The sequence below is a fragment of the Ruania halotolerans genome (genome assembly GCF_021049285.1).
Lineage (GTDB): Bacteria > Actinomycetota > Actinomycetes > Actinomycetales > Beutenbergiaceae > Ruania > Ruania halotolerans.
Genome location: NZ_CP088017.1, coordinates 1236234 through 1248495 on the forward strand (window position 1 = coordinate 1236234; position 12262 = coordinate 1248495).

9 protein-coding genes are annotated in these 12262 nt (G+C 64.6%); 6 read left to right on the plus strand and 3 right to left on the minus strand.

Annotated features, from left to right (window positions below; all coding sequences use genetic code 11):
• Positions 1–29: 29 nt before the first annotated feature.
• Entirely contained in the window at positions 30–2978 is a 2949-nt protein-coding gene (locus LQF10_RS05450) for a glycosyltransferase (protein WP_231066473.1), read from the minus strand.
• A 1146-nt stretch (positions 2979–4124) separates the two neighbouring features.
• On the opposite strand from LQF10_RS05450, the gene LQF10_RS05455 reads away from it, so the two are divergent.
• From LQF10_RS05455 to LQF10_RS05465, 3 genes are read left to right on the plus strand one after another with little or no spacing between them, the layout of a single operon-like run.
• The gene (locus LQF10_RS05455) at positions 4125–5399 is read left to right on the plus strand and encodes a glycosyltransferase family A protein (RefSeq protein ID WP_231066474.1); all 1275 of its coding nucleotides are present in this window, start codon (positions 4125–4127) and stop codon (positions 5397–5399) included.
• A 17-nt stretch (positions 5400–5416) separates the two neighbouring features.
• Positions 5417–6721, plus strand: a complete 1305-nt coding sequence (locus LQF10_RS05460) for a nucleotide sugar dehydrogenase (RefSeq protein ID WP_231066475.1) — start codon at positions 5417–5419, stop codon at positions 6719–6721.
• Positions 6718–7944, plus strand: coding sequence for an amidohydrolase (locus LQF10_RS05465; RefSeq protein ID WP_231066476.1), 1227 nt, complete (start codon positions 6718–6720; stop codon positions 7942–7944). Before LQF10_RS05460 ends, LQF10_RS05465 begins: the two co-directional genes overlap by 4 nt.
• Positions 7945–7965: 21 nt before the next feature.
• On the opposite strand, the gene LQF10_RS05470 is transcribed toward LQF10_RS05465, so the two are convergent.
• Entirely contained in the window at positions 7966–8742 is a 777-nt protein-coding gene (locus LQF10_RS05470; RefSeq protein ID WP_231066477.1) for a glycosyltransferase family 2 protein, read from the minus strand.
• Between the two features lie 108 nt (positions 8743–8850).
• Between LQF10_RS05470 and LQF10_RS05475 the strand changes: the two genes are divergently transcribed.
• Positions 8851–9906 (plus strand): NAD-dependent epimerase/dehydratase family protein, encoded by a 1056-nt coding sequence (locus LQF10_RS05475; protein WP_231066478.1) that lies wholly within the window; start codon positions 8851–8853, stop codon positions 9904–9906.
• 1 nt (position 9907) lies between these two features.
• Entirely contained in the window at positions 9908–11077 is a 1170-nt protein-coding gene (manA, locus tag LQF10_RS05480; RefSeq protein WP_231066479.1) for a mannose-6-phosphate isomerase, class I, read from the plus strand.
• Positions 11078–11090: 13 nt separating this feature from the next.
• Here the strand turns inward: manA and LQF10_RS05485 are convergent, their stop codons facing one another.
• Positions 11091–11783 (minus strand): TIGR03089 family protein, encoded by a 693-nt coding sequence (locus LQF10_RS05485; RefSeq protein ID WP_231066480.1) that lies wholly within the window; start codon positions 11781–11783, stop codon positions 11091–11093.
• Between the two features lie 143 nt (positions 11784–11926).
• Between LQF10_RS05485 and LQF10_RS05490 the strand changes: the two genes are divergently transcribed.
• The gene (locus tag LQF10_RS05490; RefSeq protein ID WP_435531432.1) at positions 11927–12250 is read left to right on the plus strand and encodes a WhiB family transcriptional regulator; all 324 of its coding nucleotides are present in this window, start codon (positions 11927–11929) and stop codon (positions 12248–12250) included.
• Positions 12251–12262: the final 12 nt, after the last annotated feature.

Below are 12262 nucleotides of genomic sequence, written 5' to 3' on the forward strand. Positions count from 1 at the left end.
CTGCGCTCGTCCGCTAGCCGGGACGGAGCTCACGAGTAATGGTTGGACGAGATCGCGTCATCGGATGGGACGCACGCGTTGAATGTCGAGCGAGTCGGGCCATACGACAGCGCCACATCCACGGCCAACACGCCCCCTTCCGATCGGCGCGTGGTGGCAGTCAGCCCCTCGCGCCACGCCACGTCGACTCGGCATCCGTCGACGAGCGCGTACCCAAGTACCGGGCCGTCCGCTTGCGGTACGGCCAGATCGGCGCCGACCTCTAACTGAGCCAGCGCGGCTCCGGCCGCATCGACCACCGCCGAGTTGTATTCGCCGCGGTATACCGTGTGGAGGTAACGAGCTCGTCTGCCGTCGGCCATTGTGCGGACAGTAGTACACATGACTGCCACGTCGCTTGGTGCATCAACCGCGAATCGGACCAGGGGGCCCTGAGTGGCGAGAAGTGAGAAGCGGACCAGATCGGGCGTTGGCGCCCTGGACTCACGGATCCAAGGAGTGTCGAGATCTCGCAGTCGATCGACGAAGGAGGATGGCGAGTAGCGCTCGCGTACTAGATGCTGAGCACGCTTCACGTGTTCCACGTATCGATCAGGGTTGTCGACGAAGCTCTGCACGACAGCGACCGCCTGATCTGGATCAGCGTAGACGGCTGCATCACCGAAGGTACGCCTGTGTTTAGGGGATGTAACGGTCAAAACACCACTAGCGATCGCTTCGAGGATCACACGCCCGAAGGCCTCGTTCGCATTCTCGTTATCAAGATACACGAAAAAGTCGAGATCCTGAAGGAAATCTTGGACATCTTTTACTTTATGTCGGAGCAGTTCCCAATTCTCGGGAATCTCATAGCCTGATTCCTTCATCATCCGGGTAACCGTATTTTTTGCGCCCATCATTCTCACCGAGAATTCGGCGGGAAACCCGTACCCTTCGAGCATGCGATCCGCCGTCGACGGGAACTTCATGCTGGTATCCCGCGAGTACCGACCGATGGCCACAGGTTCTGAAAATTCGCGCTTACTCCTGACGTTCCACGAGTCGAGGTCAATCAGTCCTGGACTGTCCCATTCAGAGATGTTCAGTTGAGCATCGTGTTCCAGCAGCATCTGACGAACGGTTGGCCCTTGCGGAACCCACAATGGGGGCACCCCGAAGAGGTCAACTGAGTGCTCGGTCACAGTCGAAGGGACGTACCGCTGATCACTTCCGTCTGGCTCTGCAGGTGCTTGGTTCGCGACGATGAGGAGATGTCTAGGTGTGAATGCGTTGGAGACGTGCGGAGGAAACTGGAGGATAGGAGGATAGCGCAGGATCAGGGTTTCCACATCGACATGATCGTCAATGTGAATCCATTCGACTTCGCCCGATTGGATGAGTTCGCGAATCGGTGCGCAGAGAGGATCGTCCTTTCGCGTCATGAATCTCATGGCCTCGAGATGCATAATGCCAACTCTCATGCCAGCGCCGCGGCAGGCATCAATCTCCGCAAGCATCGAGTTCTGTGGGCCACCATGCCGCCGCCAGTCACCTGCGAATACCACGTCGAAGTGAGGGGGGGCGGTAAGGCGATCAGCTATCGCTGTTGACCAGCGGCGGGGGACAGGGAACGGTCGGACTGACGTCGGGTCGAGGAAGGGGTCTGCGCCGCGTTCTTCGATTGTTCGGTGCCACATCGAATAGGCTGTTCGATACGCGCGCCGACTTGAATGACGCCAACCAGCTGAGAAGTCAGAGGCAGACAGGGTGTCATCGCCAGCTCGCAGTAGTGTAAGCGCCCGTCGTGGGAGCGTGTGGATCTTCGTGCCAAACGCAGCTTCAATGCGCCAGGCGTATTCAGTATCGGCGGCCTTCCTGACCGGGTCGAACAGTCCAATTCGGGCGGGAACGTCTGGAATTCGGAACATGAGCGAAGGTGCACAGGCGACGACCGCGTCATACCCCGGCCTCCCGAACTTCAGTTCCTCAGAGATCCGGACACCCCAGCCTCGCGTGGCAAGAACTCCGGACCTACGCAACATGGGGCCAACGCCGGCCTCCAGATACGTCGGATGGACCCAGTCTCCCGAATCTACGACCACAGCGAAGGTGCCACGAGCCTGGCTCAAGGCAGTGTTTCGTGCCCGGTAGGTTCCACCGTTCACAGCTTTACGGATGACGCGCACGCGCGGGTCGAGATTCTCTGCGCGTGTGAGAACGCTATCGTCGCGCTGTGGGGACGCGTCATCGACGATCAACATCTCCCAGTTCTGCCAACTCTGCTGAATCACCGAGCGAACCGTGGTGAGTAGTGCATCATCGGGGTTGAAGGCGCTGGTAATGACAGTGATCAGCGCTGGCCCGTCTATGACCTGTTCCGGCGGGCATGTGATTCGATCAAACAGTGTTGGTCCGTCAGGTCGCAAACTAATCGACTCGCTCGGCGACAGGTGGAGCGCTTCATTCAAGGCTCCGAGCCATAGAGCAGGGTCCTGGTCACTGTCACCGGGATGTAGCAGGTCAGCGAGGACTGAGGCGCGAATGTGGTCGGGGATGTCCACCGAGTCGTCGTCAAGTAGGCGCTGCGCAGCATCACGCTCGCCTTGAATGGCCAACAGCTGGAGAAGCAGGGCGGCGTGCCTGTCGAGCACCGACGTACCCCATGACCGGGTGACGAATTGATAAAGGTCGGTAGCTTGTCGGATCTCGCGCTCGTCGCCCAATTGGAGTGCCAGTACCCGCGCGAAGTCGCATGTCCACTCGGGATCGAGAACGGCGACAAGCTCGGCAGGGTCGAGTGCTGAAGTGGGGAGGTCAGCGAGTTCCTTGGCAGTGAGACGCCCCGACGTGGCGAGGTGCGCGAGGATTTCCCGCCCTGCAACAGATTTCGTACGGAGCAGGGTGGTAGCGAGACTGCGTGGATCGCGGCGGGCGAACGGCGTGTGGTCCTCGTGCACCCGTGCGTTACTGAGGCGCCACTCAGGTTGCTTGTCTGTCACTGGTCTTCTGGGCGCCGATCAAGGCGGCCTTGATCGGTTGACTCTGTCGTGGCACGTAGTGATTCGGTAGCTGAGTGGAGGAGCGCCGTGGCCTCCTCAAGCGAAGCCTGCGATCGGTCCAGGCGGCCCACATATTGTGCCTGCAGGAGGCGGATCGTACCCATCAAATCCGCAACTTGCGGCACTGGGCGTTCAACTGGCGGGCGCTTGGCGCTGCCATTGAATCGAGTGCGAGTTCGGCGGTTCGTGTCCAAGAGCACAGCAGCCAACATGACGCCGATGGTGGTGAGACCGACCTCTGGCAGCCATGGGTGACCGGCAATCGCGCTGATGATCGTTAGGAGTGCGGGCGTCGCAAAGGCGGCGAGAGCGAGTAGATACTTGCGCGATCTCATGGGCGGGTCGCTCCTGGTAGTGTGCGGGAGTCCACGTCTGCCCCCTCAGGTGATACTGGTCCGGACGGTGAGCAGTTAACCATAACCGGAGGCGTCTGAAGTGTCGCGCATCGCCTTGGCCAGGAGCACGTCGATCCGTGCACAGGGCATCCGTTCCGAGCAGGTGCTGAAGGGTGCTTTCGGCTTCGCCAACGCTGGGATCCGGACGGGGTCCTTGGCCCTTCAGGATGTGTTGGCAGGTGCGGCCACGGACGGGAGATTCGACGCTGCTACCTTCATCCAGCGCGTATTGGACGAGGGAACCCTTCCCTCGGAGAGCACGCTGGAGCCGCGTGTGAAAGCGACTCTCGCCTTCTTGCAGGTGTGCGCGACGGACCCTGATCGCGAGGAGATAGCCCTTGCAGGGCTGACTGAGATTGCCGTCAAGTGCGGCGAGTCCCGATTGGTCGGCCCAACTCAGCAGACCCTGGCACAACTGGCGATGTTGCGGGGCATGCCTGAGACTCTCGATCGGTTCCAGCTCAGCAGACTGCCCGCGGTTGTTCGACGGTATATCGAGATCGACCGCGCGAACCCCTACGTGGGCAGGCCGATCGGTAACGATGACCCCTCCGCGCATCGAGCCTGGGAGGAGAAGTTGGGCGCTGAGTTCCTCAGTGCAGGTCGCGCAGGACTCTCAGTGAGACCTGACCAGGACACTCTGTTTGACGGCCTGGGGGCCGACATATCGACGAGACGTGATGGCCCACTCGTGACCGTGGTGATGCCCTGCTATCGGCCGGACAGTGGCCTGATTACCTCAGTACGTTCAATCATTGCCCAGTCGTACGAGAATCTCCAGATCGTTTTGGTCGACGACGCCTCGGGGCCGGGTTACGAGCAGATGTTCGACCGCTGCCGTCAGATGGATGATCGTGTTGAGGTCCACCATGCCGAGCACAATGGCGGTACCTACGCAGCACGCAACCAAGGGCTCTCCGTGAGCCGTGGTGAGTTGATCACCTTCCAAGACGCTGACGACTGGTCGCACCCGGAGCGTATCGAACGACAAGTGGCGAAGCTCCGCACGCATCGTCGAGCAGCCGGTTCGATCAGCGATGCCATCAGGGCCAAGGACGACCTCACGCATCAGTGGCTGGGCTACCGGCCTCGTCGCAGGAACGCGTCATCGTTGATGATCCGGCGAACGGTCGTGGAATCGATCGGCGGATTCGACATGGTCCGGAAGAGTGCAGATTCCGAGTACTACGAACGGGTCAAGGCGGCCGCCGGTCCTGTCCTCGATGTTGACGAGCCGTTGGCGGTCACCCGGCTCCGTGCTGGCACGCTCTCCCGCGCGGACTTCCGCTACCAGTGGCTTGCCCACGACCGCATGATCTACCGGGACAACTTTCGGTACTGGCATGCCACCGCGGGATCGCCGCTCCGCATCGATCCGGGTACCGACCGTGCGTTTCCAGCCCCACGTACGTTCCAGCAACCACGGAGCACGCTCGAACCCCGTCGTATTCCGGTACTTGTGGTCGCTGACCTGAGTGACCCACGCTTTGAACAGCCGATTGCGACGGCTGTAGACAGAATGGTGAGTCAGGGCGCCGAGCCTGCACTCCTTCACCGGGAGAACGCGCTCCTGGGCCGGAGCAGGCGCCCGGACGTGCTTGAGTCGTACATGGGAATGGCCGCGGCTGGAACAGTGGAGATGGTCGCTGACAACGAGCCGCTCGATGTCGGCTTAGTCGTCCTAATTGATCCCAACATCCTCGCGAGCGCTCATCGACCGGCTGCCGAGGTTCGTTGCGACGAAGTGGTGGGAGTTCTGTCGGTTCCCACAACGCTGGACGATATCGTCGACCACCTCGTCGTTGCCGACGAGTGCGTGACTTCATTCGGACGCGCACCGCGCTGGGTCGCATCTAGTCATGACAGTCGTACCGCATTGGAAATTGACGGATTCTCAGACCTCCAGCTCTTCGACGACGTGCTCGACGCGTGTGCTGATCTTGGCCGAACCAATACGGACGAATGATGGAGAATGGATCGCGGATGCGAGTTTCGGTGATCGGACTTGGAAAGATCGGCCTCCCCCTGGCTACTCAGTTCGCCGACGCTGGGCACCGCGTGGCTGGCATCGATATCGACTCACGAGTAGTGGACCTCGTCAACGCCGGCACTGAACCGTTCCCGGGCGAGGCACACCTGGCCGAACGCCTCGCCGAACTGGTGCCCACCGGCCGGCTCCGAGCGACCACCGACTACGCCGACGCGGTCCCTGGTAGCGACGCCGTAGTGATCGTGGTGCCGCTGTTCGTCAACGACGAGACCTGGGAGCCGGATTTCGGATGGATGGACTCGGCCACCCGATCGCTGGCTGAGCACCTGACGCCTGGCACGCTCGTCTCCTACGAGACCACGTTGCCGGTGGGGACCACACGCGCGCGGTGGAAGCCCATGATCGAGGAGATCTCCGGCTTGACCGAAGGGGAGGACTTCCATCTCGTCTTCTCCCCGGAACGGGTGCTCACTGGGCGAGTGTTCGCGGACCTACGCCGCTATCCGAAGCTCATCGGCGGGCTCTCCCCGGCGGGCGCGGCAGCGGCGACCGCGTTCTACGAGGCGGTGCTCGAGTTCGACGATCGCCCCGATCTGGACCGCCCGAACGGAGTGTGGGATCTCGGCAGCGCCGAAGCCGCCGAGATGGCCAAGCTTGCTGAGACCACCTACCGGGACGTGAACATCGCGCTGGCTAACCAGTTCGGAACCTTCGCCGCCGCGAATGGGATCGACGTGCACCAGGTGATCGAGGCGTCGAACTCTCAGCCGTACTCTCACATCCATCGCCCGGGCATCGCCGTCGGTGGCCACTGCATCCCGGTGTACCCGCGGCTGTACCTGTGGACCGACCCGGACGCCACGGTAGTGCGTGCCGCACGGCAGGCGAACATGCAGATGCCCTCCTACACCGTCGGGCTCCTCGACGGTGCTCTGGGCGGCCTGACGGGACGCCGGGTGGTGGTGCTCGGCGCCTCCTACCGCGGAGGAGTGAAGGAAACGGCCTTCTCTGGGGTGTTCCCCACGGTGGCCGCCCTGCGGGAGGCCGGTGCGGAGGTACTGGTGCACGACCCGATGTACTCCGACGACGAACTCGCCGCGTACGGGTTCACTCCCTATCACCGCGGTGAGCCCATCACAGCGGCTATCGTGCAGGCTGATCACCCCGAGTACGCCGAGTTGACTCCCGCAGACCTGCCAGGGATCGAGGTACTCGTGGACGGGCGCCGAGTGACCGCCGCCGCGCGGTGGCCCGGCGTGCGCCATCTGACGGTGGGGGTTGGCACACTGGAGGGATGACCCACACCTCTGGACTCCTCGCCATCACGGGCGGATACGTCGTCCCCGTCAGTGCCCCACCGATCGAGAACGGCACGGTGATCGTCACCGATGGGGTGATTACCGCCGTCGGTGGCGCCGATCTCCCGGTGGCCGGTGATGCCCAGGTGATCGATGCGACCGGCAAGTGGGTGCTCCCCGGTTTCGTCGAATCACACGGTCACGTCGGCATCCACGAGGACGGCGAGGGCTGGTCCGGAAACGACACCAACGAGGCCACCGACCCGAACGGCGCCCGGTTCCGTGCGCTCGATGCGATCGATATCGAGGAAGTCGGTTTCCGGGACGCCCTCGCGGGCGGGATCACGTCGGTGGTGGTCAAGCCGGGTTCGGCGAACCCGATCGGTGGGCGCACTGTTGCGATCAAGACCTGGGGTGGTCGCACCGTGGACGAGCAGCTACTCGCCGCCGATGTGTCGGTGAAGTCGGCGTTGGGGGAGAACCCGAAGCGCTTCTACGGAGATAAGAAGGTCACCCCGTCCACCCGGCAGGGGGTAGCAGCGGTGCTCCGGGAGGCATTCGTGGCTGCCCGCAACTACGCCGAGGCGCGTGCGCAGGCGGCGAGCAAGGGCGAGCCGTTCGCCCGCGACCTCACCCACGAGACGCTCGCCGATGTGCTCGACGGCACACTCGCCTGGGACCAGCACTGCCACCGCCACGATGACATCGCCACCGCCATCAGGCTCTCCGAGGAGTTCGGGTACCGGCTCGTGGTGAACCACGGCACCGAGGGGCACAAGATCGCCGACGTGCTCGCGGAGAAGAACATCCCGGTGATCTTCGGGCCGATGTTCACCTCCCGGGCGAAGGTGGAGCTGCGCGATCGCGCGATCAGCAACCTTGCCCACCTTGCTGCCGCCGGTGTGCGGGTGGCCATCACCACCGACCACCCAGTGGTGCCGATCAACTTCCTCGTGCACCAGGCCACACTCGCCGTCAAGGAAGGTCTGCCGCGAGAAGTAGCGCTTGAGGCGCTCACCGTGAACCCGGCGGCGATCCTCGGCCTGGATGAGCGCGTGGGTGCCCTTGAGGTGGGCCGCGATGGTGACGTTGTGATCTGGTCCGAGGACCCGCTGGAGATCGGAGCACGCGTGGAGCAGGTGGTCATCGGTGGGCGGCCAGTGTTGGCGCCTGGTGACGGCGGCCCTCGCGTGGTTGAACGCAGCGAACGGTTCAGCGCCTGAAGCGTGGGTGATCGATCGCGGTTAGATCGTCCGTTTCAGGGTCGAGCGCACCGTCACCTGCCCGAGCGCCCAGATCGAACGCGGCAGGGAGAGCCTTTCGACCTCGCGGTAGAGGGACCAGTTGTACCTCACGAGGCTCCACCGACTGGTTCCGGAGAGCGATCCGGGGTGCTGTTCGCGGTAGAGAGCGAGCGGTTCGTCGAGGCCGCGCGCGATCGCGCCGTCCCGCAGGATCGACAACCATAGGCCGTAGTCCTGACGCTTGCGCAGGTCCGGCATGGTCCGCAGCCCGAGTTGATCGGCGTCATACATCGCGGTCAGGCACCCGATGTGGTTCTGCTGCAGCATCATGCGGTAATCGAGGCGCTCGCGGGCACGGATCACACGTTCAGTCGGCATGAAGTCTCGGGCCTGCCCGGCGTAGTCGGCGGCCACCTTGTAGTACGCCGTGAACGTCAGCGGCGCCCCGGTGGTGCGCGCGAAGTCGAGCTGCTTGGCGAGCTTCTCGGGTAGCCATTGGTCGTCAGCGTCGAGAAAGGCCACCTGGGAACCGCGGGCGCGTGCGATGGCCGCATTCCTGGCCTGCGCGGCACCGCCTGCGAGCTCGCTGTGCTGCGGCTTGATGCGTTCATCCTCGTCGGCGAGGGCGCGCACCACCTCCCACGACTCGTCCGCGGAGCCATCATCGGTGATCAGCAACTCCCAGTCCGGGTGCCCTTGATGCTGCACCGACCGGATCGCTGCGGCCACGGTGGTGGCAGCGTTGTGCACCGGCATGATCACAGACACCAGCGGCATGGAATATCGATCCTCATGGTCTCGGGCACGGGGGGGGTGGGTGGGGCTGTGGCCACGGTAGCGTGAGCGGCGGGGTAGCCAAGCAGAGGGTGAGCAGAGGAGACGCGGGTGGCCAACACGATCGGACCGGGCGCACGGGTGCTGGTGATCGGCAGTTCAGGGTTTGTCGGTTCCCACCTGGAGCCAGTGTTCGACGCTCTGGGCGTCGAACTGGTGCGATTCGATCTGCACCCGGACCCGAGCGGCCGGCATGAGACGATCCTCGGGGATGTGCGCGATCTCGATGCCGTCACCGAGGCGATGGCTGGATGCACCGCCGTGTTGAATCTCGCCGCCGCACACCACGATTTCGGAATCGGCACCGCCACCTTCGAATCGGTGAACGTGGGGGGCGCCCGCACGGTGTGCGCTGCGATGGAGCACCACGGCATCACCAACCTGTGCTTCTACTCCTCGGTTGCTGTGTACGGCGAGCATGCGGAGCCACCGGACGAATCCACCTCACCCGAACCGGTGAATGACTACGGCCGCACCAAGCTCGCCGCGGAGGCGCTCTACCGCGAGTGGGAAGTGGCTGCGCCCCCGGGCACCTCCCGGCGGGCGCTCATCGTGCGCCCGGCCGTGGTGTTCGGACCGCGGAACTTTGCGAACCTGTACAAGCTGATCCGGCAGATCGATACCCGCCGGTTCCTCCCTGTGGGCCCGGGTACGAACCGGAAGAGCATGTGTTATGTGACCAACCTGGTGGAGGCAATCGGCTTCCTGTGGAGCGCCGGTTCTCGGGTGCCGGCCGGGGAGCCGGAGGTGTACAACTACGCGGACAAGCCGGACCAGACCTCCCAGGAGACGCTCTCGGAGGTGTATCGCGCGCTCGGCCGCCGCGAGCCCAGCTTCCGGTTGCCGCTGGCCCCGGCGCTGCTTGCCGCCAAACCGTTCGACCTGCTCGGCCGGCTCACAGGCAAGGATCTGCCGGTCACCTCGGCGCGGGTGCGCAAGCTCTCGGAATCGGAGACGGCGTTCGACGCGGAGCGGATCCGTGAGGTCGGCTTCGTGGCGCCGGTCACGCTGCCGGAGGGTATCGAGCGGATGGTGCGGTGGTACCTGGATGAGGGTGCGGCGTCCGCACCGGTTGTGCACATCCCGCCGCCCGAGGTCGCTCACTGACGTGCGCATCCTCATCCCCACGCCCCAGCACTATCCCTGGGGTTCAGACACCGTGATCCCCGAGTTCCTCGGCACCGACCCTTCCGGCCGCCCGACGGCGGAGATGTGGTTCGGTGCGCATCCCAGCGCACCATCGAGCACCCTTGATGGCCCTGACCTCGCCGAAGTCCTGGTCAGCGATCCGGAGCGGGAACTGGGCCGGGACGTCCTCACCCGGTTCGGCCCTCGCCTGCCCTACCTCCTCAAACTCATCGCCCCAGTGCGCCCGCTCTCCCTTCAGGTTCACCCGAACCTCGACCAGGCTGTCGCCGGGCACCACCAAGAAGAGCGCCTGGGCACCGCTCTCGGACAACGCAATTATCCGGACGCGAACCACAAGCCGGAGATGGTCTACGCGCTCACCACATTCGAGGCGGTCTGCGGTTTCCGGGCCCCGCGCCGGGTCGCTGAACTTCTCGACGGGCTGGATGCCCCACTCGCACGAGAACTCGCAGAGATCCTGCGCGATGATCTGAGTGCCGAAGGGGTCCGCTCGACGTTTGCCCGGCTACTCGGCAGTGCCGGTGGGCAGGACGTAGCGGGGGTGGCCCGCGCGTGCCGGGTTCGTCTCGAGGCAGGGGTTTCACCCTCCCCACGAGCGGACGCACTCGTTGGACTCCTTGCGCAGGAACACCCCGGTGACCCCGGTGTGGTCGCGGCCTTGCTGCTCAACCCGGTCACCCTGCAACCAGGGGAGGCGATGTTCGTGCCACCAGGGTGCGTCCACGCCTATCTGAGCGGCTTCGCCGTGGAGCTGATGGCCAATTCCGACAATGTGCTCCGGGCGGGCCTGACAGCGAAGCACGTGGACGTGACTGAGTTGCTGCATACCGTGGAGTGCGTGGCAGCGCCACCGATCCGGATCGCACCCGAGACGGTGGGGTGCACCGAGGTGTTCTACGCCCCGGTGGACGACTTCGAGCTCTCCGTGGCCACGCTCACGGGTGGTGCAGGTGAGTGGCTGCGCGGGCGGGGTCCGCGGATCTTGCTTGGACTGTCCGGCGCGATCACGGTGAGCGCAGACGGCGCCGAACGGATCCTCCGCCAGGGAGAGAGCCTCTTCCTCGGGGCGGGAGAGTCGCCAGTGGCGCTCTCCGGAGCGGGCCGGCTGGTGCAGGCCGGCGTGCCCTGACCACGCGAGGTACTCAGCCGATGGGCTGAGCCGACTCCTGCGCGGCGATGCGGTCGACATCCGCATCAGGATCGGCGAGTAGGACGATGGACCCACCGCTCGACCAGGTTCGGACCATGGCCCGGAGCATCTGCGCCACCTCGGCGGGGTTCGATGCACCGGGCCTGGCCACCCGGAGGAGCGTGCGCTCTGCGGGGGCCTCGGCAATGGACTCCTCAAGCAGATCGTGGACCATGCCGCCAGACGCCAATCTCGCTCCGGGGGAGGGGACCGGTTGGATAAGCAGATCCGGGTGACTCATTGCCTCGGAAGCACCGTCGACCACACCGGGCGGCACGTCGTCGGTGGTCATGGCCAGAGCCGGGAGGGCGATCATGATCACCACCTCGGCCTCGCTGGGCGAGGCGATCCGGGATGTCACCAGTATATCGGCCTCGGGCTGCTCGTCGAGGGTGAGGGAGGCGCCGCACGCCCAGCTGGCCAGGGCCCAGACGGCGGCCCTCCAGTGCGCCGGTAGGTCCAGTCGCACGGTGGTGCCGGTGTGGACATCGGCCTCATCGGCCAACAGGTTCGCGGCCTTGGCCACCCAGGTGCCCAGGACACGGCCGGTGAGTTCGACCCGCTCGGCCTCGGGGCCGTACCAGGTGAGCCGGGGCTGTCCGGGCTCATGGGCCCAGCGGTCGAGGAGGGGAGCGAGATGGGGCACCGCGGCAGGATACGCGCCTTCCGCGAATCTCGCCCCATATCACCTTCGGGCTTGACTTTCGCGGGATAACACGCGTGTAATTTAGATCAAGCAGTGGGAGCGAGCACCGTCGCTCGCAGGAAGTACGGACGATTGGGGTAATTGTGTGGAACATCCTAGGCGAGGGGCCGCTCACCTCCGGTGTGCCGCAGCCCGAGCCGCGTCCGGAACGCCCTTGGAGCTTTGGCGAGGTCGTCGAGGATGACGCCGCACTCTCCTGGCAGGAGCGTGCCCTGTGCGCCCAGACCGATCCCGAGGCCTTCTTCCCGGAAAAGGGAGGCTCCACGCGCGAAGCGAAGCGGGTCTGCATCTCGTGCGACGTCCGCTCCGAGTGCCTCGAGTACGCACTCGCGCACGATGAGCGGTTCGGTATCTGGGGCGGGCTCTCGGAGCGTGAGCGGCGCAAGCTCAAGCGCCGCGCCATCTGAGCGCACCCGTTT